Raw genomic sequence first — 22,487 nt, forward strand, 5'->3', positions numbered from 1 at the left:
CAATACATTCACTATTACAATCACGACCGCATCAAGCTCAAACTTAAAGGGCTGAGTCCCGTGAAGTACAGGACTCAGCCCTCTCTAGCCTAGCAAATCAACTGTCCAACTTTCTGGGGTCAGTTCATGACTGGCGGCCTTCTTGTTGTTGTATCACGGTGTGATGCTTGCGGTGGACCGCAAGATCAGACGCGGATCAGGCGTGAATGGCGGCAGGTTCCAGGTGCTTGCCTGTCAGGCTGGCCACGGCGATGGCCATGGCCTGTTCGCGCGCTTCGGCGGCGGCAGGAGCCGGCATGAAGCGCTCGGGTTCGTCGCGTGCCAGGCGCTGCAGGTGACGCAGCTTGGCTTTCAGGCCAGGCTCCACGCGCGAGTCGGGCGTGACGGTGGACGGGCAGGCCACGCCCAGGATGTCCAGCGCCTTGCGGAAGTTGTCCACGGTCAGGCCTTCAGCCGGATCGACCCGCACCAGACGGGCGCGTTGCGCTTCGGTGAACGACGATGCCGGAGCGGTCGACAGGATGACCCAGGCATTGGGTGCCGCGTGCTGGCCGAACCAGGCGTCGATTTCCGCGCCATGGCCGCCCGCCACGGGCGGCGTCATGCCCTCCACCTGCAGGTCCAGTTGCTGGAAGATGGCGGCCGGCGTGCCACGGCGCCATGCGTCGGAGACCACCACGCGTGCCCCGGCGATACCGAAAAGGCGGCGCAGGAAGCCCAGCGCGATAGGATCGAAAAACCTGACGTCACGCAGGGTCCCCGTGTTTGGCGTACCGCCCAGGCGGGCAGCGGAGCGGTCCGAATACAGGACGCCGGGTACGTCCAGCATGATGAGGCGTTCAGTCATGATTTCTCGTGGTCAATCGGTGATGGGATGAATCAAGCGTATCCGGCTTTCGCGTGGGAAAGTCGACACAAAGTGTGCGTAAGTGCAACAGTTGTGTAACTTTTACGCGTGACTCGTTAATGCCGGTTACTGCGTAAGTCCAAGTGTTTCTCGCGGACACACCTGCCGCGCCAGGCCTTGTTTTCCGGCCTGGTCCGCGTTGCGGATATCGCCGTAATGCACGCCTCAACGGGCGGTAGGCGAGGGAGGTTGACAGGAATTTGAAAGGAAATGTTCGTCGCGTTGACACAGACCAGGCGATGTCCGAAAAACGGCCCCCGTTCGGGTGGAGAACCCTGGGGGCGGAACCTGAGGTGAAGCCGTACCTGTCGTCGGTCTTGTCCGGCTATTCCAACTGTTCCTTGCGCAATAACCGCATTTCAAAATGCTCGAAGGCGTACTGGCACGTGATGCTGCAGAAGAGGTCGGCCTGGCCGACGTGCTGCTCGCAGGCGTGGCAGGTGCCACAGGGCTTGAGCCGGGGCGCCCAGTCACGTCCGGCCGCCTCGAAATCCTCGTCGAACGACGCATCGTCATCCACTGCCTTGCGTAGCATGTGTGTTCTCCGCTCTCTGTTCGCCTTGGTGTAGATCCATGTCGCGACCGGCCCGGCTGCGGCGACGGCGCGTACCGTCATGCTAGCGGCGCAGGACCTGCCGGCATATCGGATCTCCATGAATTACGGCGCTGCGGAACGAAGCTGAAGCCGGGCCCCGGTAATCCGGATGCCCGGCTGCCGCAACTGGCGTTGCGGCGGTGCGGCGGCGCGGTAGCCGTTCAGAACTGAAAGCGCGCGACGTCCGTTTCCAGCGCGGCCGCCTGGTGGTCGAGCCGTGTCGCCTGGTCGCTCACCACGTCGACGAGCTTGGCGTTGTCGGCGCTGGTCTGCTCCAGGCGGCCCAGCGCATCGCCCACGGTGCGGATGCCGCTGGCCTGCTCGTCGGCCAGCATGCGCAGTTCGGCGGCCAGTGTGTGGCTGTGCTGCACTGCGGCGTCGATGCCTGACATGGCAGATTCCACGCGGTTGCTCAGGTCGGCGCCCCGGGCAATTTCGTTGGCGGCGTCGCCGATGATGCCGCCGATCTCGCGGGCAGCCGTGGCGCTACGCTGGGCCAAGGCGCGTACTTCCTGCGCGACCACGGCAAAACCGCGTCCCGCTTCGCCCGCCCGGGCTGCTTCCACGGCGGCATTGAGCGCGAGGATATTGGTTTGGAAGGCGATGCTCTCGATGACGGAGACGATCTCCGAGATATTGCGCGATTGCGCGTGGACGTTGGCCATGGCGCCGCTCATGTCGCGCACGGCGGCCATGCCGGCGCCGGTGGCTTCGCGTGCCCGGCTGGCCATTTCGCTCGATTCCTGCGCCTGCGCGTGGGCCTGCTGGACCAGCATCGTGAGCCGCGAGACATTCGCCGTGGCCTCGCCCAGCGCGGTGGCCTGCATGCCGGTGCGGGCTGCCAGTTCCTGGTTGCCACGCGCAATGCCGTCGCTGGCGCCCGAAATCTCGTGCGCACATAACTGGATCCGCGCCAGCACGCCTGCCAGTTGATCGCGCATGCCCGCCAGGTTGAACAGCAGGCTGCCGTCATCGCGCTCGCGCAAGACGATGCGCGCGGTGAGATCGCCGCCGGCAATGCGCGTGGCGATGGCCGCCGCGTCGCGCGGCTCGCCGCCCAGTTCGCGGGTCAGGCTGCGGGCGGCAATCCATGCCAGCAGTCCGGCCGCCGCGAGGCTGGCGGCCAGCAGCACACTCATCACCGTTTGCGCGGTCACCTGCGCCGTGGCCACGCCGGCTACCGTGTCGGCGGCCTGTTGCGCCAGCGCCGCGCGCGTGGTTTCCACCAGCGTGCCAAGCTTTTGTAGCCGTTCTCCGAGAAAGTGACCGTCGATGGAAACCGATGCGTCGAATTGCAGCGCGTCGAGCGGCTGCTTGCGAATCAGGTCGGCATACCTTGTCATCAGTTCGCCGGCTGCGGCGCGCTCGGCGAGCATGGCCTGGACCTTGCCCGGGGCGGCCCGGCGCATGCCATCGACCGCTGCGTCGAGTTGTTTCGATGCCAGCGCGATGTCATTGGCGGCGGTGTCCCGTTCGGCCGAACTGGTGGCCAGCGTGAGGGCCAGTTGCGCGCGGCCGAGCAAGGCCAGCGATGCCTGCGCGCGCTCGGCGGCGATGGCGCCGCGCATGTCGCGCTGGTACAGCTTGTCGGTATCGCGCTTGAGGTCGATCAGATTGAAGATGCCGGTGAGCCCGACAATCGCGCCAAACGCGTAGATCAGGGCAAACGCCGCAGACAGGCGCACGACCAGCGGCAGCCCCGCCAGTCCTTGCCAGATGGATTGGCCGCGTTGTCCCGGCAATCCCAGCTTGATGGCTTGCAACACTACGAACTCCTTCGGGGCGATGCCCCGCCATGCCATGACCCTCGCAGTGCAGCAGGCCGGCCTCTCGGCGATCGTGTCGTCAGCGACCCGTTGCGGGGCCTGGTCGTGTTGCAGTGCGGCGTGATCGTCGGACACCCATGTGACGGCTGCGTGACAAAAGGCATGTGGCGCGCTTGTCATACGGGTGACACATAACTGTCATGCAATGGCGCGCGCTGCATATGTGCCTGAATTGCAAAGTCGTGCTCAAGATTTGCTTGTGGCCGGCCGTCAACAAGCAGGTGGCCTGCCATACGTCTGAATTTGCTCCATGTTTACCGTTGCCCCCGATCTGTCTGCGGCCCGAGAGGCCGTACGACCGCCACCGCTTCATGCGGTGTTTCAGCCTATCGTGACGCTGGCAAGCGGCGAGATCCTGGGATACGAGGCACTGATTCGCGGGCCGGCGGGTTCGCCGCACGCGTCACCCGATGCGCTGTTCCGCATGGCGCAGGAGACCGGCACCACCATCGGGCTCGAAATGACGGCGGCGCGCACCGCGTTGGCGTCGTGGGCGGCCCTGGGTCTGGCCGGCAAGCTCTTCCTGAACTTCAGCCCGCTGACGCTGCGGCATCTGCTCGACCATCGCGGTCGCGCCATGACGGCGTTGCTGGGACTGGACGGTGCGCAAGGCACGGGCGCCCGGATCGCACCGTCGCGCGTGGTCATCGAGGTCACCGAGCAAACGGCCGTGGGGGACGCCGCCAGCTTTGCGAACGTCGTGGCCGTGTTGACGGAACTGGGCGTGCAGTACGCGCTCGACGACTTTGGCACGGGCCATGCCAACCTGGACCGCCTGGCCGAGCTGACACCGCAGTTCATCAAGATCGACAAATCGCTGGTGCGCGGCATCCATGCCAGTTCCCGCAGGCTCGAAGTACTGCGCGCGATCCTGAGCCTGATGCATGCGCTCGGTGGCCGGGTGATTGCCGAGGGCATCGAGACCGCAGAGGAACTGGCACTGGTCAGGGATCTGGGCGTGGCTGCGGGACAGGGCTACTTCCTGGGCCGTCCCGCCGCCCATCCCCCTGCCGAAATCACGTCAGAGGTGCGTACGTTGCTGGCGTCGCGGCAGATCGCGGTGTTTCCGCAAACGCTGCGGACGGGCTGGTCGGGCATGACGGCGGGCAAGCTGCTGCGGCCGATGCCGGCCGTCAATACCGAGACGTCGAACAACGACGTGCTGGCGCGGTTCCATGAGCAAGGCGATCTGCATGCGGTGGCCGTGGTCGACAACGCCCTGCGACCGATCGGCCTGATCAACCGGCAGACGCTGATCGATCGCTACGCCACGCCGTTTCATCGTGAGTTGTACGGCCGCAAGGCCTGCATCACGCTGGCCAATCCGCAGCCAGTCTGTTTCGACCGGCGCACCACGCTGGAAGAAATGGCCGAGCACGTTGCGGGCGAACCGACCCGCGCGCTGGCGGATGGCTTCGTGATTACCGACGAGGGGCGCTATGTCGGGCTGGGCACGGGCGCCGACCTGCTGCGCGCGATTACCGACGTGCGCATGGAAGCCGCGCGCTATGCCAATCCGCTGACCTTCCTGCCCGGCAACATCCTGCTGAACCAGCATATCGACCGACTGATCGAGGCGCGCAGTCCGTTTCATGCCTGCTATGCAGATCTGAACCACTTCAAGTCCTTCAACGACCACTATGGCTACTGGAAGGGCGACGAACTGCTGAAGGGCGCCGCGGCCATCCTGGCGCAGGCCTGCGATCCGGCCCGCGATTTCCTGGGCCATATCGGTGGCGATGACTATCTGGTGCTGTTTCAGGGAGACGGTTGGGAGTCGCGCATCCACGACGCAATGACCCGCTTCAATGACGGCGCCCTGGCCATGTATGCGGCGGCTGACCGCGTAGCCGGTGGCATTTGGGCGGAAGATCGCCACGGGCGCCCCATGTTCTTTCCGCCAGTGACGATGGCTGTCGGCGCGGTGCGCGTGAGCGCCGACGCGATGGCCTCGTGGCGGCTTGGCAGCCAGCATGTAGGCGCTGCTGCGGCCGTGGCCAAGCGCAGGGCGAAGGGCGTGGCGCAGGGCGTGGTGTGTATCGACATTGCCGACCTGGCCGCGCGCGGCGAACTGGACAGCTAGCGCGCTAGTAGTCGGCCAGTGCGCCGTTGCCGGCGAGTCCGGGCCGGCGATGAGCCGTCAGTTCGGCGCGTGCCGCGCTGTCGAGGATGTCGAGCCGGTAGCCCTGCGCGTATACCACGGTGATCGTCACGCCATTCTCCGCACAGAGATTGAGCGTGCGGCGCATGCGCGAGACCAGCCCGGCCAGCGCCCGCGACGAGTGTGGCAGCGTGTGTCCCCAGATGGTGTTTTCGATGCGCTGCGTGGCCAGGATGCGCCCGGCATTGGCGAACATCAGCATGGCCAGGTCGAATTCCTTCGGCGTCATCGGTATACGTTGCCCATGCAGCGTGGCAAATCGGCCAGGGTTGTTGAGTTCGTAGGGGCCGGCGCGCAGCGGCATGCTGGCGTTGAGCCGGGTGCCGGCCATGCGCCGCCGCAACGCGGCAATGCGCGCCAGCAGCACCCGGGCGTTCAGCGGCCGCACGATGTAGTCGTCGGCGCCGGCGTCCAGCGCTTCCACCATGTCGTCGTCGCTGCTTTCGTTCGAGACCATCACGATGGGGACGTCGCGATGGCGCACGGCACGCACCGCGCGGATGACGTCGATGGCGGAAATGTCGGGCAGGTCGCGGTCAATGAGCAGCATGTCGTAGCTGTCGTGACCCAGGCCGTGGATCAGGTCGCGGCCGGCCTGAAAGAGGTTGCATTGGAACCCTGCAATGGAGAGCAGCTCCTGCAGGGGATGGAGAGACGAGTTGCGGCTGGCCAGCAGCGCAATATTGGATTGGGCATTCATACGACACTATCGAACAGGCGAAATTCATTGAATCGGGCAAACACGGTGCAGCCTATCGGCCGGGCCCAGGTCCAACAATCGGCGTTCCTTTAAATCGGGAGGCGTGTCGCGCGTGCCGACCGGTTGTTGCGTACCCGCATCGTTATCCACAGATTTTGTGGATAACCGGGGCAGGGACGGGCGGTACGGTGCGGCGGGGCGGGTACCGGATCGGCGTGACTAAAAATTAAGCAGAGGGGCCGGGGCATCCCGCAGCAAGGGGGGGCGCGGACCGCTGGATCGGCGGCTGCGATATCGGGCTGCGCCAAAGTGACCTGCTATGCCAGAATACGGCTCATCGAATCCGGGCCGCTCAGGGTGCCAGTGCCTATGTTCAGTCCCAGCGTGATTGCCGCGGTTGTCCTCGCGTTCCACCTCGTCGGAATCATCGCGGCGCTGCATGCCGTGATGACCGTGCGCACGGCGCCGGGCGCCATTGCGTGGGCGGGGTCGCTGGTGATGATGCCCTACTTCACGATTGTTCCGTATCTGATCTTCGGGCGCAGCCGCTTTGCGGGCTATGTCAACGCGCGCCGGTTCAACAACGACCGCCTGCGCGAGATCCGCCATGGCATGACGGCGAAGGACCGCGAGGCCCTGGCCGCCAGCGTGATGCTGCAGCCCGAGCAGGCCTGCATGCGGGCGCTGCCCAGCCTGACCGGCGTGCCGTGCCTGATGAATAACGATGTGCGGCTGCTGGTTAACGGCGACGCCACCTTCGAGGCCATCTTTGCCGCCATCGACGCGGCCACCCAGCAGGTGCTGGTGCAGTTTTTCATCGTGCATGACGACGAACTGGGGCGCGCCCTGCAACAGCGCCTCTGCGAGCGGGCGCGTGCCGGCGTCAGGGTCTATTTCCTCTACGACAGTATAGGTTGCCATGCGCTGGGGCGTGGCTACGTGCGCGTGCTGCAGCAGGCCGGTGTGGAAGCGCGACCATTTTCCACGCATCCCGGCTTTGTCAATCGCTTCCAGCTTAATTTTCGCAACCATCGCAAGCTCGTGGTTGTCGATGGTGCGCAGGCCTTCGTGGGCGGGCACAACGTCGGCAACGAGTACCTGGGCCGCCGGCCGCCGCTGGCGCCGTGGCGCGATACGCATATCGCCATCCGGGGCGCGGCGGTGCTGGACCTGCAGATGGCCTTTGCCGAGGACTGGTACTGGGCCGCGCGCGAGGTGCCATACCTGATGACGCCGCCTTCCGGCTACGTGGGCGACATGGTGTGCCAGGTCGTGCCGTCGGGCCCGGCCGATGCGCAGGAAACCTGCTCGCTGTTCTTCGTCGAGGCCATCCAGTCCGCCACGCGCCGGCTCTGGATGACGTCGCCATACTTCGTGCCTGACGAAGCCGTGTTCGCGATGTTGCGGCTGGCGGTGCTGCGTGGGGTGGACGTCCGTATCCTGATTCCGTCGCGCCCCGATCACAAGGTGGTCTACGGCGCGTCCACCATCTATGCGTACCAGGCCATTCGCGCAGGCGTGAAGATCTATCGCTACCAGCCCGGCTTTCTGCACCAGAAGGTGATCCTGATCGACGACGAGGCCGCCGCCGTGGGCACCGCCAACCTGGACAACCGGTCCTTCCGCCTGAATTTCGAGTTGATGGTGATGACGGCGCATCCGGCCTTCGCGGCGGACGTGGCGCGCATGCTCGAAGCCGATTTCGCGCAGGCGCGGCAGATCGGGCCGAACGATTTCCTGGGCTCGCCCGCCATCCTGCGCGTGGCCATGCACGTGGCCAAGCTGTTCGCGCCCATTCTGTAATCACATTTTCCGCTGCGCCGTTCTGTCCACATCGGTCGCCAATGGCGTGTCAGGCACTGGCAGGATTTGTGTACACTGTCTACTATGAAAAGAAATGGCGTGGACATCGTCCACATGGGAGATGACATGAACCGTGCCGTTGCTGCAACGCCTCCCACGCGCACGACCTACCGGCATGGCGACCTGCGACGTGCGCTGCTGGAGGCCGGTATCGACCTGGCGCGCGATGGTGGGCCGGACGCCATCGTGCTGCGCGAAGCCACGCGACGCGCGGGGGTGGTGCCCAACGCCGCGTATCGCCATTTCGCCAGTCGGCAGGATTTGTTGCAGGCCGTGCGCGCCTGGGCGCTGTCGAGCCTGGCGATGGCCATGGAAGCCGAAATGGCGGCGATTCCGCCCGATGCATCGCCTACCGAGCGCGCGCGCGGCAGCCTGCGCGCCGTCGGCATGGGCTACCTGCAATTTGCGCTGGCCGAGACCGGTCTGTTCCGCACGGCGTTCTCGGTGCCAGACGATGTGGAGGACGACACCGATCCGGCCAAGGCGGGCAACAGCGGACTGAACCCGTTCGAGTTGCTGGGCGCCGCGCTGGATCGCTGGATGGAAGCCGGGCTGCTGGCGCCGGACCGCCGGCCCGGCGCCGAATACATCGCGTGGTCGGCTGTGCATGGTCTGGCGGTGCTGCTGATCGACGGCCCGCTGCGCAGCCGGGCAAAAGAGCAGGCCGCGGTGATCGGGCAGCGCTTGCTGGAAATGGTGGAGCGCGGGTTGCAGACCGGCGGCTGAGTATCGAAGGCACAGCAGTTCAAAGGCCCCCGACGCCCTGGCATCGGGGGCCTTTGTCATTCGGCCAGACATGCGCGCCGTGTCAGGCGGTGGCCTTCTCCACCGTCACCTTATCCTCCGTCACTGCCGCGACTTTCGATTTCCCGCCCGCCGCACCCTTCAACCCCGCCAGCATCTTCTCGGGCAAAAACGGCACCGACCGCAGTCGCACACCCGTGGCCGCAAACACCGCGTTCGAGATGGCTGCCGGAATCGTCGCCGGTGCCATTTCGCCGGCCCCCCAGGGCGGCGCCTCGGGCCGGTCGATCAGGCTGATATGGATGTTGGGCACGTCGGGGAAACGCAGGATCGGATAGCTCGCCCAGTCGACCGACGTCACGCGGTGCGTATCGAATCGTAGTTCCTCCATCAGTACGCGGCTGATGGTCTGCACGATGCCGCCTTCGATCTGGTTGCGCGTGCCGTCCGGGCTGATGATCTGGCCGCAGTCGTGGCTGCACCAGACATCGGTCACGCGGATTTGCCCGTCCTTGCGGTTGACGGCCACTTCCACCACGGTGGCCACGTAGGTGCGGTCGTTGTCGTATCGCACGAAGGCCAGGCCCCGGCCGCGTACCACGTCGTGCATGGTGTCGCGCGGGTCGCCCTTGCGGCGGATCGATCTGGCGGTTTTATGATCCCAGCCCGAAAGCCTGGCGACGTCCTCCAGGACGGCACGCGCACGCGGATCGGACAGGTACTCCAGCCGCCATTGCAGCGGGTCTGCACCGGCGGCCGCCGCCAGTTCGTCGAAGAATGCCTCGTTGGCGAACGCGTTCTGCAGCCGGCCCGGCGAGCGCAGGTGCGCGGTGCGGAAGGCGCTGTCGGTCAGCCGGTAGACCTTGGTGCTGACGTTCGGCAGCGCGTACTGGATATCGGCGTTCTTCGAGATATTGCCGGTGACGTAGGCTGGCCGCTTGATGCCGGACGTGACGGTGGCCAGCAGCGGGAATTCGGCGATCGAGCCCTTCTGGGCGGCCACGTAGAACGCCGATTGCCAGGCAACGGGGCGCTTCTGTGCATCCAGACCACCCTTGAGGTCGATGGCGGTGGGCGGACTCTTGGGGTCCCACCCGTGTTCGTCGGCCCGCATCCACTGCACGCGCACCGGCGCGCCCGCCAGTTGCGACACCAGCGCGGCGTCGGCCGAGCAGTCCTCGTGGCCATTGCGGCCATAGCAGCCGGCGCCATCCAGGTAGATCAGGCGCACCTTCGCCTTGTCGACGCCCAGTGTCAGCGCGATCTCGCCCTGCAGCGAATGTGTGGACTGCGCGGCCGACCAGATCGTGCACTGGCCGTCGCGGAAGTCGGCCACGGCGCAGGCCGGGCCGATGGACCCATGCGTATGCGGCGGAAACTCGTAGGTGGCTTCGATCCGGCGGGCAGCGCCGGCGAGTGCCGTAGCGGTGTCGCCCTTGCTGGCCGGCGTCTCGACGCTGCTGACCGGCAGCTTGCGCCAGTAGGCATAGAGGTCGGCCTGATCGGGAAAGTGGGGCGGGTCGTCCCATTTCACCTGCAGCATGCGCGCGGCCTTGACGGCGCCCCATTCGCTCGGACTCAGCACGGCCAGGAAGTCCTGCTTGCGGACGATGCGCACGCCCGGCAGATCGCGGATCGACGCCTCGTCGATGCTGACCAGCTTCGCGCCGGGCCCGGCTGGGCGAATCACGCGGGCGTGCAGCATGCCGGGCAGGCGGAAGTCCTGCATGAACGTGAACCGGCCGGTCACCTTGCCCGGGATGTCCACGCGCGGAACGTTCTTGCCGACGAGCTTGTGCTGCGCCGGCGCCTTCAGCGGGACAGCCGGATCGAGTGCCACCTGCAGCGGCTTGCCGGCCACCAGTTCGCCATAACCGATCCTGCGCTCGCCGCCGGGGGTGGCGATCACGCCGTCGGACACGGCAAGCGTGCCGGCGTCGACCGACCATTGCGCGGCGGCCCGCGTCACCAGCGCACGGCGCGCGCAGGCGGCAGCGCGGCGCAGCGTGCCGCCGCCGTCCTGGATGGTCAGGCTGCCGGCGGTCTGGCCCTGGTCCAGCGTCAGCAGCGTGTCGCCCATGATCAGGTCCACCTGATGGAAGCCGACGTCGAGTTCGTCGGCCACCATCTGTGCCAGCGCGGTGCGCGCGCCGGTGCCCAGGTCTACCTTGCCGCTGTAGACCGTGACCCGGCCGTCCGGCGCGATGGCCAGCCAGGCATCGACCTCGCCCTTGGCCGTGGACGCCTTGCTCACGGTCTGGCCCGCGGCATCGATGCCGGTGACCGATTGCGCGTGGGCCACGGGCACCAGGCCCGGCAACGTGAACGACACCAGCAGCCCGCCGCTGCCCTTGAGGAATGCGCGACGATCCATGTCAGGCCTCCTTGGCGGACGTTTGCGCCGCGCGCTGCACGGCCTTGATGATGCGGGTATGCGTGCCGCAGCGGCATAGGTTGCCGGCCAGCGTGTTGCGGATCTGGTCTTCCGTGGGCCTGGCGTTCTGCGCGAGCAGGCCGACCGAGGTCATCACCATGCCATTGATGCAATAGCCGCACTGGGCGGCCTGCTCGTCGATAAAGGCCTGCTGCACCGGATGCGGCTTGTCGGGCGTGCCGAGCCCCTCCAGCGTGGTAATGCGCGCATCGCCGACCGACGCCACCGGCAACACGCACGACCGCGTGGCGGCGCCGTTGAACAGCACGGTGCAGGCGCCGCACTGGCCAAGGCCGCAACCGAACTTGGGGCCGTGCAGGCCCAGGTTGTCGCGCAGCACGTAGAGCAGGGGGGTATCGCTATCGACGTCCACGGCATGGGGCTTGCCGTTGACCTGCAACTGGTAGGTGGGCATGGGGCGCTCCTTTGTCTTCCTTGTCATTGTTCTCGTGGGGCGCGTCGGCCGCCGAACGCAGACCGGCAAGGGCGATGGGCGGCGTGATGGGCGGCGCTGTGGGGACGCAGCCTCAAATCTAGGTCAGTCAGCCCGCACCGAACAGCGTCATGGGGCTTTCATTTCCGCAGGATGGAAATGCCAGCTTCCTCGCCGTGGTTTTCTTCCTACACTTTTGGCACCCATTCCCAGCCGGCGTCATCGCCGCCCCATTTCCCATGCGAATTGCGATTCCCGACGACTACCAGGACTGCGTGCGCAGCCTCGACTGCTTCGCCCGGCTGGACGGCCACCAGGTGACCTGCTACCACGACAACGTCAAGGACATCGACGCGCTGGCGGCGCGCCTGGCCGATGCCGATGCCATCGTGCTGACGCGCGAACGGACGGCCATCACGGCGGCGCTGCTCGACCGCCTGCCCCGCCTGCGGCTGATCAGCCAGACCGGCAAGGTGGCGGGCCACATCGACCTGGCCGCCTGCACGGCGCGCGGCATCGCGGTGACGGAGGGCAGCGGTTCCGGGGCGGCGACGGCCGAACTGACCTGGGCGCTGATGCTGGCCAGCCGCCGCCATCTGGTGGCAGAGGCCAACCGGCTGCGGGCGGGCAAGTGGCAGGGCCATCTGGGGCAGCAGCTGCGCGGCCAGCGGCTTGGCGTCTGGAGCTATGGCCGCATCGGCCGGCAGGTGGCGGGCTTTGGCCAGGCATTCGGCATGCAGGTCTGGGTCTGGGGGCGGGAGGGGTCCACCGCCGACGCGCGCAAGGACGGATTCGAGGTGGCGCCGTCGCGCGAGGCGTTCTTCGCGCAGAGCGACGTGGTCAGCCTGCACGTGCGGCTCAGCGCCGACACCGAGGGCATCGTCACCGCTGCCGATCTGGCGCGCATGAAGCCCACCGCGTTGCTTGTGAATACGAGTCGGGCCGAGCTGATCGCACCGGGTGCGCTGGTCGATGCCCTGCAGGCCGGACGGCCCGGGTTTGCCGCCGTGGACGCCTATGAACGCGAACCGGTGCTGGGCGCCGATGACCCCCTGCTGCGGCTCGACAACGCGCTATGCACGCCGCATATCGGCTTTGTCGAGAAGGACAACTACGAGGCGTACTTCGGCGGGGCGTTCGACAACATCAACCGCTTCTTTGCGGGGACGCCGGCAAACCTGGCCAACCCCGAGGCGCTGGGCCGGCTGCGGCGCGGCCCGGCTGACTAGCCAGGCGGGCGGCCGTTACCGGCCCTGTCGCGAGCGCGGAGCGCCGATGTCGGTCAGGTGCTGCCGCCACGCGGAAAACACGGTATCCAGGCAGTTGGCGGAGTCGCAGGCGTCGCGCTGGCGCCGGAAGGCGTCGATGTCCGCCTGCGAGATCACGCCGGCCTTGAGCAGGCGCTGCTGGTCGGCATAGATGCGCTGGTAGCCCATCGAAAACAGCGCGGTCTCGCAGATGATCTGGCTGGCGCGCGTGGCGGGCGCCTCGCACGCGATATCGCTGGCGTGGGCCGCGCAGGCAACGACGGCGGCAATGGCCGCGGCTCCGCCGCGAAGGTAATGGATGACACTCGACATGAGGCGGGATTCTACCCGGCCTCATGCCGGTGCCGTGCCTGGGCCGATGTTTGGGCGAATGTCTGGGCCGGTGCAGGTGCCGACATGCGGGGTCCGCAGGCCGGGCCGTGTCAGGGCAGCGCCACGCTCATGCCGCCATCGGCCATGACTACCGCGCCCACCATGTAGCTGGCCTTGTCCGACGCCAGAAACGCCACGACTTCCGCGATCTCGGCCGGCTGGGCGGCCCGGCCGATCGGCGCCTTCTTGCCGTGCTCGGCCAGAAACGCCGGGCCATCGGCATGGATGTGGTTGGTGATATTGGTCACCACGTCGCCGGAGCCCACGGCGTTCACGCGGATGCCGTACTCGATGGCCTCCAGCGACAACGCGCGGGTCAATTGCGCCAGCGCGCCCTTGGAGGCGGCGTAGGCGGCAATGGTCGGGAAGGCCTGGAAGCACGCGTACGAGCCGATATTGACGATGGCGCCGGCGCGGGCCGGCATCATCGCGCGCATGGCCTCGCGCGAGAACAGGAAGACGGCGGTGGCGTTGACGGCCTGGATGCGGTTCCAGTCTTCCAGCGACGTGTCGACCACCGGCTTGTTGATGATGATGCCGGCGTTGTTGACGAGGATGTCCAGGCGGCCAAACCGATCGACGGCGCATGCCACGGCGCCCACGGCGCTGTCCTCGCGCGATACGTCGGCCACGAACGGCACGATGCCGGGGCGCGCCAGGGCCTGGACCCGCGCGTCGAGATCGACGGCAACGACGCTGGCGCCCAGGGCGTGCAGCCGTTCCGTGGTGGCCAGGCCAATGCCGCTGGCCGCGCCGGTGACGATGGCGACCTTGCCCGCGAGGGTGCCCGGCCGGGTGCCCGGATTTTCGCCGGTGGTGTCATGGTGTTGGGATGTCATGTTCGATGGTCCTTGGTTTTGGGTAGGGGGTGCCGGGGATGGCTTCAGTAGGGGCTGGCTGTCGGGCGGACCACGATCTCGCTGACGTCGACATCGGCCGGCTGCGCCACCGCGTAGGCGATGGCCCGGGCAATCGCGTCGGGGGCGATGGCGACCTGGCGGAAAGTTTGCATCGCGGCCCGCGCGGTGTCGTCGGTGATCGAGTCGGCCAGCTCGGATTCGACGACACCGGGGCAGATGACGGTGACGCGGATCGTGTCGGTCTCCTGGCGCAGCCCATCGGAAATCGCGCGCACGGCGAACTTGGTTGCGCAGTACACCGCCGCAGTGGGCGAAACGGCGAGGCCGCCGATCGACGAGATATTGATGATCTGGCCCGACGCTTGCTGCTCCATGGCCGGCAGCACCGCCGCGATGCCGTGCAGCACACCACGGATGTTCACGTCGATCATCCGGTTCCATTCGTCCACCCGCAGCCGGTTCAGCGGCGACAGCGGCATGACGCCGGCGTTGTTGACCAGCACGTCGATACGGCCGAACGATTCCAGCGCGAAGCGGGCGAAGGCCTGGAAATCTTCCGCAGAGGTGACGTCCAGCGCACGAAAGCGGACGTCGGCGCCCTCCGTCCGTAGCAATTGCGCCAGGGCGGCAAGCCGGTCGGTACGCCGGGCGCCGATGACCAGGCGATGTCCCTGGGCCGCCAGCAGGCGTACGGCGGCCTCGCCGATGCCACTGCTGGCGCCAGTCACGAGCACGACCTGCGAGGAACGGGATGGTGTCGTCATTGCATACTCCTATCGATCGTCATGGATGAGGGGATGGCGGCCGGTGCGCGTGGCCGCCTGACTCGGGCGGCGGAAGCGCATGACAGTCCGTCTGCCAGTGCGTAGATCGTATGAGTCGGGCGTGCCGGCGCGAATACATGGATCGATGCCATCCTTGCCTATTCCGATCGGCATGCGTGGCGACGGGTGGCGACTGGGCCTAGAATGCGGGCTTCACCTGACCGGGAGCACAGGCTTGTCGAACCACGAAATCGGAAAGGAAAGTGCCAGCCCCATTGCCGCGCGGATGGTGCAATGGCTGGAGCGCCTGGCGCCGAACGAGGGGTACACCCAGTCGGCGCTGGAGAGCGTCCGGCTGATGCGCTCGGACCGCCCGCTGGGACGCACGCCCGTGCTGTACGAGCCGAGCATCGTGATCGTGTGCCAGGGCCGCAAGACCGGCTTTCTCGGTGACGCGGTGTATGTGTACGACGCGCAGCACTATCTGGTGCTCTCGGTGCCGCTGCCGTTTTCCACGGAAACGGAAGCCAGTCAGCAGGAGCCGATGCTGGCGGTTTCGGTGCGGCTGGATCTGGTCGAACTCAGCGATCTGATCGCCCAGATCGATGTGGCTGGGCACGACCCGCAGATGCACCCGGCCGGCATCGTGTCCACGCCGCTCGACGGCAGCCTGGCGGCGGCGACGCTACGGTTGCTGGAGTCGCTGGCGTCGCCGATGGACGCGCGGATTCTCGGGCCGGGCATCGTGCGCGAGATCTGCTATCGCGTGCTGACCGGCGAGCAGGGCGGCGCGATGCGGGCCGCGCTGGCCCATCATGGCCGGTTCGGCCGGGTGGCCCGCGCGCTCCGGCGCATCCATGCCGACTACGCGACGGCGCTGAACGTGGCCGTGCTGGCCGAAGAGGCGGGCATGAGCGCGCCGGCATTCCACGCGAATTTCCGCACCGTCACGCAGACGTCGCCGATCCAGTACATCAAGTCCACCCGGCTGCATCAGGCCCGGCTCATGATGATCCGGGACGGCGTGACCGCCGCCGCGGCCGCCGCGCGCGTGGGGTACGAGAGCGCCTCTCAGTTCAGCCGCGAATTCAAGCGCCTGTTCGGACGAACGCCCGTGGACGAGGTGCGGGACATGCGCGAATCGTTCACGCTGTCGCCGGCCGTATTTCCGCAGAAGCCGTGATCGCGCTGGGCGTGCCATCCGCCGGGCATCCGCCGAAATAAGCGGATTTCCGGAAGAGATGAAAGTTTTCGAGCAGGCACAAATGCGGTGCGTCGGTTCTTAGAATGAACTCGCCAACGATGCAGTGGCGAGCCTGCGCTTTCCGGCGCAGTTCACGTACAAGAAGGGAGACGACCATGCAACGCAAGACGATCTGGATCCTGCTGGCGGCGCTGGCCATGGCCACGCCGGTGCTGGCCCAGGAGGCTGCCAAGCCCAAGAACGCGCAGGAGGCCAAGGCGGCGTTTGCCGAGAAGTTCAAGCAGGCCGATGCCGATGGCGACGGCAAGCTCACGCGTCAGGAGGCCGAAGCCGGCATGCCCGAGGTGGCGAAGAACTTCGACAAGATCGATACAAAGAAGAAGGGCTACGTGACGCAGAAGCAGATCGGCGCCTATTTCGTCGCCAAGGCGAAACAGAAGCAGACGGCCGGCGATCCTGGATCGCTGAACTAGCCACTAACTGTTAGCCGCTAGTCGCCTGCCAGAGGACAGACCGGCCGCGCAAGGCGGCCGGCTTCCCGGTTTCCCGGCTTCCCACTTACGGCTTCGACAGCCCACGGCGCGCCTTGACCGCCTGGCTGAGCGTTTCCAGCACCGCCACCGAATCGTCCCACCCGATGCACGCATCCGTGATGCTCTGGCCGTAGGTCAGGTTGCACGTCTGGTGTTCGCCCGGCGTGAACTTCTGCGCGCCTGGCAGCAGGTGGCTTTCCACCATGACCCCGAAGATCGAACCGCTGCCGCCGCTGACCTGCTTTGCCAGGTCCGTTGCCACGTCAATCTGCCGCTGGTGCCGCTTGCTGCTGTTGGCGTGGCTGCAATCCACCATCAGCGCATTGCGCAGCCCGGCCGCTTCCAGTTCGCGGCACGCGGTGGCCACGGAATCGGCATCGTAGTTGGGCACCTTGCCGCCGCGCAGGATGACGTGGCAGTCCGGGTTGCCCTTGGTATGGACCGTGGCCACCTGGCCGTTCTTGTGCACCCCCAGGAAGTGATGCGGGCGCGACGCGGCCTGGATGGCGTCGATGGCGATCTTGATATTGCCGTCGGTGCCGTTCTTGAAGCCGATCGGCGCGGAAATGCCCGAAGCCAGCTCCCGGTGCACCTGGCTCTCGGTGGTGCGGGCGCCAATGGCGCCCCAGCAGATCAGGTCGCCGATATATTGGGGCGAAATCACGTCCAGGAACTCGCCGGCGGCCGGGAGCCCCAGCCGGTTGATGTCCAGCAGCAGGCTGCGCGCAATGCGCAGGCCTTCGTCGATGCGGTAGCTTTCGTCCAGGTACGGGTCGTTGATCAGGCCCTTCCAGCCCACCGTGGTGCGGGGCTTCTCGAAATACACCCGCATCACGATTTCCAGCGAGTCCGCGTAGTGCTCGCGCTGCGCCATCAGCCGCCGCGCATATTCCATGGCCGCCTGCGGGTCGTGGATCGAGCAGGGCCCCATGATGACCAGCAGCCGGTCGTCCTGGCCGTGCAGGATGCGAGAGATGCGCTGGCGCGTCTGGGTCACCAGCGATTCCACCGGCGTGCCGCGGATCGGGAAGAAGCGGATCAGGTGTTCAGGCGGGGGCAGGGGGATGATGTCGTCGACACGCGCGTCATCGGTCACGCTCGTGCGGTCGGGCGGCGGGGCCTGCCAGCCCTCGGTAACGGTGGGCGGCGACTTTTGTGGGTCTTGCATGGCGAACTCCTGCGAATCTGGAAAAGGACACCTGCCGGGCACCCGCCGCAGCGGCCAGCCGGCCAGCCAGCCTTGGCGGCGGCATCCGAAGGATGTCGATGGTGAGGGATTCTAAGGCAGGCCAAGGGCAACGGCCACCGGGCGGCGTTGACGAGGCTGGCCGCCGGGCCCACCATGGCGCATGGTTGCCGGCCGAAGGCCGGGGTGCTGCCAAGGGGGACCCATGACCGACCGCGACAAGCTGTTTGCAGGCGCCATCCCTGAGTGCTACGACACGCTGATGGTCCCCCTGATCTTCGCGGCCTATGCGGCCGACACGGCGGCGCTGGTTGCCGCGTCGTCGCCGGCTTCGGTGCTGGAGACGGCGGCCGGCAGCGGCGCCGTCACACGGGCGCTGGCGCCCAGACTGGGCACCACGGCCCGGTACGTGGTGACCGACCTCAACCCGCCGATGCTCGACTATGCCGCCAGCCGGCAGGGTGCCGACCCCCGCATGACATGGCGGGTGGCCGATGCGCTGGATCTGCCATTCGACGATGCCACGTTCGACGTCGTCGTCTGCCAGTTCGGCGCGATGTTCTTCCCCAGCCGGGTCGACGGCTATGCCGAGGCGCGGCGCGTGCTGCGTCCCGGCGGGCGCTTTGTCTTCAGCGTATGGGACCGCATCGAGGAGAACGCCTTTGCGGACGATGTCACCAACGCCGTGGCCACGGTGTTTCCGCACGACCCGCCCCGGTTCCTGGCCCGCACGCCGCACGGCTATCACGATGTCGCCATGATCCGCGACGAATTGCGCCGCGCGGGGTTTGTCGACATCCAGATCGACACGCGCGAGAAAGTCAGCGCCGCTGCGTCGGCGCGCGGCGTGGCCGTGGCCTATTGCCTGGGTACGCCGCTGCGCAATGAAATCGAAGCGCGCAACGCCAGTCTGCTGGACCTTGCCACCGACCGGGTGACGGCGGCGATTGCCAGCCGGCATGGCCAGGGGCCGGTGTCGGGCAAGATCCAGGCGCATGTGATCGTGGCGCAGGGGTAGGCGCAGCGGCCGCTGCGGCCGGCGGCATCTTCCATCGCTACGCTTATAATTCGCCGGCTTTCCGCCATCGCCCTCATCGCCCTCATCGAACCCATGCCTGCTGTCACGCCCGCCGAACCCGTCCGCCACGCCGGTGCCATTGTCGTTGGCGGTGGTCCGGCCGGTCTCATGGCGGCCGAGATGCTCGCCGCGCAGGGCTTGCCAGTCGACGTCTACGACGCCATGCCGTCGGTCGGGCGCAAGTTCCTGATGGCCGGCAAGGGCGGCATGAATATCACACACGCGGAGCCGGCCGATGCCTTCCTGGGCCGCTACGGCGTGCGCGCCGACCGCATCGGCCCGCTGCTCGACACGTTCGATGCCGCCCAGCTACGCGCCTGGGTGCATGCGCTGGGCATCGACACCTTCGTGGGCAGCTCGGGCCGGGTGTTTCCCGCTGACATGAAGGCCGCACCGCTGCTGCGCGCGTGGCTCCATCGTCTGCGCGAAGCGGGCATGCGGCTGCACGTGCGGCATCGCTGGATCGGCTTCGGGCAGCCTGTCGATGGCTGGCATGTGCTGCGCTTTGCCACCCGCCAGGGCGACGCGCAGGTCGAGGTCGAAGTGGCGGCCCGCACCGTGGTGCTGGCGCTGGGCGGTGGTAGCTGGGCGCGGCTCGGGTCCGATGGCGCGTGGCTGCCGATGCTGGCCGCGCGCGGTGTCGACGTGGCGCCGCTGCGCCCCACCAACTGCGGGTTCGATGTCGAATGGAGCGAGGTGTTCCGGACCCAGCACGCCGGCGAGCCCGTGAAATCGGCGGCCATCGGCGTGACCACGCTCGACGGCACGGTACTGCACCGGCCAGGCGAGTTCGTGATCAGCGAGACTGGCATCGAAGGCAGCCTGGTTTACGCGTTGTCCGCGCCGATACGTGATCTGATCGATGCGCACGGCAGCGCCACCATCACGCTGGATCTGGCGCCGGGCCGCTCCGCCGGGGATGTGGCCACCGAAGTCGGTCGGCCACGCGGTTCGCGCTCGGTGTCCAGCCATCTGCAAAGCCGGCTGGGCATTACCGGCGTCAAGGCGCGGCTGCTGCGCGAGGCGCTGACCAAGGAAGCGATGCACGACCCCGTGGCGCTGGCCGCAGCCATCAAGGCGCTGCCGCTGCGGCTGGTGCGCGCGCGGCCCATCGACGAAGTCATCAGCACGGCCGGCGGCGTCCGTTTCGAGGCGATGAACGATCACCTGATGCTGAACGCGATGCCGGGCGTATTCTGCGCCGGCGAAATGCTCGACTGGGAGGCGCCGACCGGCGGCTACCTGCTGACGGCCTGCTTCGCCAGCGGACGGGTGGCCGGGGCGGGCGCGGCGGCGTATCTGAAGGTTAGCCCAGCGACCTGCTGATCCGCCTGGCCAACCACGGCCCGACCAGCACGACCGAGAACAGCCGCAGCGTCTGGCTGGCCACCACGAAATTCATGTCCGCGTTGGTGCCCAGCGCGACGGCCACGATCGATTCCACACCGCCCGGCGACGTTGCCAGGTAGGCCGTCAGGAAGCTGACCTTGCGGCTGGCCGAGATCAGCCACGCCGAGGCGGCGCACAGCAATATCATCGCCACGATGGCGGCCAGCATAGTCGGCAGCGATGCCACCAGCGGTCGCAGCAGGTCGCGCCGGAACTGCAGACCGATGGTCCAGCCCAGCACCGCGAATCCGCAGCCGAGCAGCGGCGTGGGCACCACCACCGGGACCGGGACCACCGTCACCCACACGGCGCCCAGCGCCAGCGGCACCAGGAACGCGCCGGCCAGAATGCGAAAGCGCACGCCGATCCAGCAGCCCACGATGGCAATACCGATGGCGACCGGCGTGCCGACCGGCGAGAAATGGCTGAACGTCTGACTGGCCGGCGCCGATGCCGCGGCGGTTGCCATCTGCGCATCGACGATGGCATGGGCCACCAGCGGCCCGGTGACGACGACCAGCACGACACGCAGGTACTGCATCAGCGACACCAGGATGCCGTCGCCGCCGTTCTCGGTGGCCAGCGCGCCCATGATCGACGCCGCGCCGGGCAGGCTGCCCCACGCCCCCGTGGTGCCGGGCAACGGGGAATAGCGCACCAGCAGCCAGCCCACGGCCGTGGCGCTGCCGATGGTCAGGGCCACGCCCAGTACCACAAGCCCGTCCGAGGCCGCCTGGAGCAGTTCCGACAGATGCAGCGTGCTGGCGATGGCCGTGCCCGTCATGGCCTGCGCGAACGCCGTCAACGCGGGCCGGATGCGCAGCCTGACATCCATGAAACTGGCGACCATGGCGCACGCCATCGCGGCAACCAGCACGCTGGCAGTCGAAATCACGGGTTGCAGCAGGTAGCTCAGCACGAGCGTACCGGCCATGAGCGCGAGCCAGTGCAGCGCGCGGCTTGTGTGTGCCATGTCCTGTTCAGTGTTGCCCGAAGGGTGACCCAGCCGCGAATTCTATCCTCTGTGTCTGCGATGCTCCGGCATTCGATACGCAATACGTAATACGTGGATCGGGGGCGGTCAGTCCAGCTTGATGCCGACGCTCTTCACGACCTTGTCCCACTTCTGGGTATCGCGGTTCACCAGTTGCGTGAACTCGACCGGGCCCAGCGCGCTGGGCTCCATGCCCTGCTTGGCGATCGATTCGCGGATCGACGGCTGCGCCACCACGGCGGCGATTTCCTGGGCCAGGCGGTTGACGGTCGGCATCGGCGTGCCGCCCGTCGTGAAGACGCCGTACCAGGACACCACTTCATAGCCCGGCACGCCCGATTCGGCGATGGTCGGCACGCTCGGCATGGTTTCCACGCGCTTGGCGCTGGTCACGGCCAGGATGCGGACCTTGCCGGAATCGGCGCCGGCCTTGGCCGACGGCAGGCTCGCAAACGTCATCTGGGCCTGGCCAGCCATCACGTCCTGCATGGCGGGGGCATCGCCGCGATACGGAATATGCGTGATGGCAACGCCCGCCATGCTCTTGAACAGCTCGGCCGACAGGTGCGAGATGGTGCCATTGCCGGGCGACGTCACGTTGAGCTTGCCCGGGTGCGCCTTCGCGTAGGCCAGCAGTTCCTGCACGTTCTTGACCGGCAGGTCGTTGTTCACCACCAGCGCGTTGGCGGACTTGGCCACCAGCGACACCGGCTGCACGCCCTTGACCGGATCGTAGGGCAGCTTGCTGTAGATCGACGGTGCGATGGCCTGGCCGCCAACGGAACCCAGCAGCAGCACCGAGCCATCGGGCTTGGAACGGGCCATCTCGGCGGTGGCCAGCGTGCTGCCGCCGCCGGGCTTGTTCTCCACCACGATCGTCGTCTTGGTGTTCAGCTGGAATTGCGTGGCGACCGTACGGGCGATGACGTCGTTGCCGCCGCCGGGCGCAAAGCCGACCAGCATGCGGAGCGGGCCCGGGGGCAGTTCCTGGGCCACGGCCGGAATGGCGGCCGAGGTCGTGGCCAGTGCGAGCGCGAGAGCGGGGACGATCTTGGAAAACACCATGGTTGATTCTCGAAAAGATGGGTTGATAAGTGCTCTCAGGATGAACTCGCTGTGCTGGTCCAACTGGCGAGGCGCGGTGTGTCCCGGCTCCCGCTCATATTTGTGTATGCG

Annotated in this window: 21 protein-coding genes; 9 read left to right on the forward strand and 12 right to left on the reverse strand. The window is 67.1% G+C overall.

Annotated features, from left to right (window positions below):
* On the forward strand, positions 1 to 93 hold a 93-nt coding region (locus CYJ10_RS35205; RefSeq protein WP_146002051.1), incomplete at its 5' end, for an IS3 family transposase.
* Positions 94 to 196: 103 nt separating this feature from the next.
* Here CYJ10_RS35205 and CYJ10_RS15475 read toward each other — a convergent pair.
* The 3 genes from CYJ10_RS15475 to CYJ10_RS15485 all read right to left on the reverse strand — a co-directional run bounded on the left by CYJ10_RS15475 (position 197) and on the right by CYJ10_RS15485 (position 3,268).
* On the reverse strand, positions 197 to 847 hold the full coding sequence (locus CYJ10_RS15475) for an HAD domain-containing protein (RefSeq protein ID WP_101682357.1): 651 nt from the start codon (positions 845 to 847) through the stop codon (positions 197 to 199).
* A gap of 385 nt (positions 848 to 1,232) precedes the next feature.
* Entirely contained in the window at positions 1,233 to 1,442 is a 210-nt protein-coding gene (locus CYJ10_RS15480) for a hypothetical protein (RefSeq protein WP_101682464.1), read from the reverse strand.
* Positions 1,443 to 1,663: 221 nt separating this feature from the next.
* Positions 1,664 to 3,268 carry a methyl-accepting chemotaxis protein gene (locus CYJ10_RS15485; protein WP_101682465.1) on the reverse strand — a complete coding sequence of 535 codons (1,605 nt, stop codon included), beginning with the start codon at positions 3,266 to 3,268 and terminating at the stop codon, positions 1,664 to 1,666.
* A gap of 310 nt (positions 3,269 to 3,578) precedes the next feature.
* Between CYJ10_RS15485 and CYJ10_RS15490 the strand changes: the two genes are divergently transcribed.
* Positions 3,579 to 5,411 (forward strand): EAL domain-containing protein, encoded by a 1,833-nt coding sequence (locus CYJ10_RS15490; RefSeq protein WP_101682358.1) that lies wholly within the window; start codon positions 3,579 to 3,581, stop codon positions 5,409 to 5,411.
* Positions 5,412 to 5,415: 4 nt separating this feature from the next.
* Here CYJ10_RS15490 and CYJ10_RS15495 read toward each other — a convergent pair whose 3' ends face one another.
* Positions 5,416 to 6,189, reverse strand: a complete 774-nt coding sequence (locus CYJ10_RS15495) for a response regulator transcription factor (RefSeq protein ID WP_101682359.1) — start codon at positions 6,187 to 6,189, stop codon at positions 5,416 to 5,418.
* Between the two features lie 369 nt (positions 6,190 to 6,558).
* Here CYJ10_RS15495 and cls point away from each other — a divergent pair, with 369 nt between their 5' ends.
* Both cls and CYJ10_RS15505 read left to right on the forward strand, forming a co-directional pair.
* Positions 6,559 to 7,992 carry a cardiolipin synthase gene (cls, locus tag CYJ10_RS15500; protein WP_101682360.1) on the forward strand — a complete coding sequence of 478 codons (1,434 nt, stop codon included), beginning with the start codon at positions 6,559 to 6,561 and terminating at the stop codon, positions 7,990 to 7,992.
* Positions 7,993 to 8,118: 126 nt separating this feature from the next.
* The gene (locus CYJ10_RS15505; protein WP_101682361.1) at positions 8,119 to 8,778 is read left to right on the forward strand and encodes a TetR/AcrR family transcriptional regulator; all 660 of its coding nucleotides are present in this window, start codon (positions 8,119 to 8,121) and stop codon (positions 8,776 to 8,778) included.
* Between the two features lie 82 nt (positions 8,779 to 8,860).
* Here the strand turns inward: CYJ10_RS15505 and CYJ10_RS15510 are convergent, their stop codons facing one another.
* A complete protein-coding gene (locus CYJ10_RS15510; protein ID WP_101682362.1) occupies positions 8,861 to 11,170 on the reverse strand; it encodes a xanthine dehydrogenase family protein molybdopterin-binding subunit in 2,310 nt (769 codons plus the stop codon).
* A gap of 1 nt (position 11,171) precedes the next feature.
* Complete coding sequence (locus CYJ10_RS15515; protein ID WP_101682363.1) at positions 11,172 to 11,645, reverse strand: (2Fe-2S)-binding protein; 474 nt, start codon at positions 11,643 to 11,645, stop codon at positions 11,172 to 11,174.
* A 257-nt stretch (positions 11,646 to 11,902) separates the two neighbouring features.
* On the opposite strand from CYJ10_RS15515, the gene CYJ10_RS15520 reads away from it, so the two are divergent.
* Positions 11,903 to 12,892: a D-2-hydroxyacid dehydrogenase family protein gene (locus tag CYJ10_RS15520; RefSeq protein WP_101682364.1), complete on the forward strand. Its 990-nt coding sequence runs from the start codon at positions 11,903 to 11,905 to the stop codon at positions 12,890 to 12,892.
* Between the two features lie 15 nt (positions 12,893 to 12,907).
* On the opposite strand, the gene CYJ10_RS15525 is transcribed toward CYJ10_RS15520, so the two are convergent.
* The 3 genes from CYJ10_RS15525 to CYJ10_RS15535 all read right to left on the reverse strand — a co-directional run bounded on the left by CYJ10_RS15525 (position 12,908) and on the right by CYJ10_RS15535 (position 14,927).
* Entirely contained in the window at positions 12,908 to 13,243 is a 336-nt protein-coding gene (locus CYJ10_RS15525; protein ID WP_101682365.1) for a hypothetical protein, read from the reverse strand.
* Positions 13,244 to 13,353: 110 nt separating this feature from the next.
* Positions 13,354 to 14,142 carry an SDR family NAD(P)-dependent oxidoreductase gene (locus CYJ10_RS15530; RefSeq protein ID WP_101682366.1) on the reverse strand — a complete coding sequence of 263 codons (789 nt, stop codon included), beginning with the start codon at positions 14,140 to 14,142 and terminating at the stop codon, positions 13,354 to 13,356.
* Between the two features lie 44 nt (positions 14,143 to 14,186).
* On the reverse strand, positions 14,187 to 14,927 hold the full coding sequence (locus tag CYJ10_RS15535) for an SDR family oxidoreductase (RefSeq protein WP_101682367.1): 741 nt from the start codon (positions 14,925 to 14,927) through the stop codon (positions 14,187 to 14,189).
* Positions 14,928 to 15,213: 286 nt separating this feature from the next.
* On the opposite strand from CYJ10_RS15535, the gene CYJ10_RS15540 reads away from it, so the two are divergent.
* Positions 15,214 to 16,110 (forward strand): AraC family transcriptional regulator, encoded by an 897-nt coding sequence (locus tag CYJ10_RS15540; RefSeq protein ID WP_101682368.1) that lies wholly within the window; start codon positions 15,214 to 15,216, stop codon positions 16,108 to 16,110.
* Positions 16,111 to 16,286: 176 nt separating this feature from the next.
* Complete coding sequence (locus CYJ10_RS15545; protein ID WP_101682369.1) at positions 16,287 to 16,604, forward strand: calcium-binding protein; 318 nt, start codon at positions 16,287 to 16,289, stop codon at positions 16,602 to 16,604.
* Between the two features lie 85 nt (positions 16,605 to 16,689).
* Here the strand turns inward: CYJ10_RS15545 and CYJ10_RS15550 are convergent, their stop codons facing one another.
* Positions 16,690 to 17,832 (reverse strand): 3-deoxy-7-phosphoheptulonate synthase, encoded by a 1,143-nt coding sequence (locus CYJ10_RS15550; protein WP_101682370.1) that lies wholly within the window; start codon positions 17,830 to 17,832, stop codon positions 16,690 to 16,692.
* 223 nt (positions 17,833 to 18,055) lie between these two features.
* Here CYJ10_RS15550 and CYJ10_RS15555 point away from each other — a divergent pair, with 223 nt between their 5' ends.
* Together CYJ10_RS15555 and CYJ10_RS15560 are read left to right on the forward strand one after the other, a co-directional pair.
* Positions 18,056 to 18,868, forward strand: coding sequence for a class I SAM-dependent methyltransferase (locus CYJ10_RS15555; protein ID WP_101682371.1), 813 nt, complete (start codon positions 18,056 to 18,058; stop codon positions 18,866 to 18,868).
* Between the two features lie 93 nt (positions 18,869 to 18,961).
* Positions 18,962 to 20,254, forward strand: coding sequence for a TIGR03862 family flavoprotein (locus tag CYJ10_RS15560; protein ID WP_101682372.1), 1,293 nt, complete (start codon positions 18,962 to 18,964; stop codon positions 20,252 to 20,254).
* Here CYJ10_RS15560 and CYJ10_RS15565 read toward each other — a convergent pair.
* A complete protein-coding gene (locus CYJ10_RS15565) occupies positions 20,235 to 21,290 on the reverse strand; it encodes an AbrB family transcriptional regulator (RefSeq protein WP_101682373.1) in 1,056 nt (351 codons plus the stop codon). The two genes, CYJ10_RS15560 and CYJ10_RS15565, sit on opposite strands and share 20 nt — an antisense overlap.
* A 108-nt stretch (positions 21,291 to 21,398) precedes the next feature.
* On the reverse strand, positions 21,399 to 22,376 hold the full coding sequence (locus CYJ10_RS15570; RefSeq protein WP_257993351.1) for a Bug family tripartite tricarboxylate transporter substrate binding protein: 978 nt from the start codon (positions 22,374 to 22,376) through the stop codon (positions 21,399 to 21,401).
* Between the last annotated feature and the right edge of the window lie 111 nt (positions 22,377 to 22,487).

The organism is Cupriavidus pauculus (genome assembly GCF_002858765.1).
Lineage (GTDB): Bacteria > Pseudomonadota > Gammaproteobacteria > Burkholderiales > Burkholderiaceae > Cupriavidus > Cupriavidus pauculus_B.

What these genes read in the sequence shown, in the direction of transcription:
- CYJ10_RS15475 (WP_101682357.1), bottom strand. Translation starts at nt 847, where the DNA reads ATGACTGAACGCCTCATCATGCTGGACGTACCCGGCGTCCTGTATTCG.
- CYJ10_RS15480 (WP_101682464.1), bottom strand. Translation starts at nt 1,442, where the DNA reads ATGCTACGCAAGGCAGTGGATGACGATGCGTCGTTCGACGAGGATTTC.
- CYJ10_RS15490 (WP_101682358.1), top strand. Translation starts at nt 3,579, where the DNA reads ATGTTTACCGTTGCCCCCGATCTGTCTGCGGCCCGAGAGGCCGTACGA.
- CYJ10_RS15495 (WP_101682359.1), bottom strand. Translation starts at nt 6,189, where the DNA reads ATGAATGCCCAATCCAATATTGCGCTGCTGGCCAGCCGCAACTCGTCT.
- cls (WP_101682360.1), top strand. Translation starts at nt 6,559, where the DNA reads ATGTTCAGTCCCAGCGTGATTGCCGCGGTTGTCCTCGCGTTCCACCTC.
- CYJ10_RS15505 (WP_101682361.1), top strand. Translation starts at nt 8,119, where the DNA reads ATGAACCGTGCCGTTGCTGCAACGCCTCCCACGCGCACGACCTACCGG.
- CYJ10_RS15510 (WP_101682362.1), bottom strand. Translation starts at nt 11,170, where the DNA reads ATGGATCGTCGCGCATTCCTCAAGGGCAGCGGCGGGCTGCTGGTGTCG.
- CYJ10_RS15515 (WP_101682363.1), bottom strand. Translation starts at nt 11,645, where the DNA reads ATGCCCACCTACCAGTTGCAGGTCAACGGCAAGCCCCATGCCGTGGAC.
- CYJ10_RS15520 (WP_101682364.1), top strand. Translation starts at nt 11,903, where the DNA reads ATGCGAATTGCGATTCCCGACGACTACCAGGACTGCGTGCGCAGCCTC.
- CYJ10_RS15525 (WP_101682365.1), bottom strand. Translation starts at nt 13,243, where the DNA reads ATGTCGAGTGTCATCCATTACCTTCGCGGCGGAGCCGCGGCCATTGCC.
- CYJ10_RS15530 (WP_101682366.1), bottom strand. Translation starts at nt 14,142, where the DNA reads ATGACATCCCAACACCATGACACCACCGGCGAAAATCCGGGCACCCGG.
- CYJ10_RS15535 (WP_101682367.1), bottom strand. Translation starts at nt 14,927, where the DNA reads ATGACGACACCATCCCGTTCCTCGCAGGTCGTGCTCGTGACTGGCGCC.
- CYJ10_RS15540 (WP_101682368.1), top strand. Translation starts at nt 15,214, where the DNA reads ATGGTGCAATGGCTGGAGCGCCTGGCGCCGAACGAGGGGTACACCCAG.
- CYJ10_RS15545 (WP_101682369.1), top strand. Translation starts at nt 16,287, where the DNA reads ATGCAACGCAAGACGATCTGGATCCTGCTGGCGGCGCTGGCCATGGCC.
- CYJ10_RS15550 (WP_101682370.1), bottom strand. Translation starts at nt 17,832, where the DNA reads ATGCAAGACCCACAAAAGTCGCCGCCCACCGTTACCGAGGGCTGGCAG.
- CYJ10_RS15555 (WP_101682371.1), top strand. Translation starts at nt 18,056, where the DNA reads ATGACCGACCGCGACAAGCTGTTTGCAGGCGCCATCCCTGAGTGCTAC.
- CYJ10_RS15560 (WP_101682372.1), top strand. Translation starts at nt 18,962, where the DNA reads ATGCCTGCTGTCACGCCCGCCGAACCCGTCCGCCACGCCGGTGCCATT.
- CYJ10_RS15565 (WP_101682373.1), bottom strand. Translation starts at nt 21,290, where the DNA reads ATGGCACACACAAGCCGCGCGCTGCACTGGCTCGCGCTCATGGCCGGT.
- CYJ10_RS15570 (WP_257993351.1), bottom strand. Translation starts at nt 22,376, where the DNA reads ATGGTGTTTTCCAAGATCGTCCCCGCTCTCGCGCTCGCACTGGCCACG.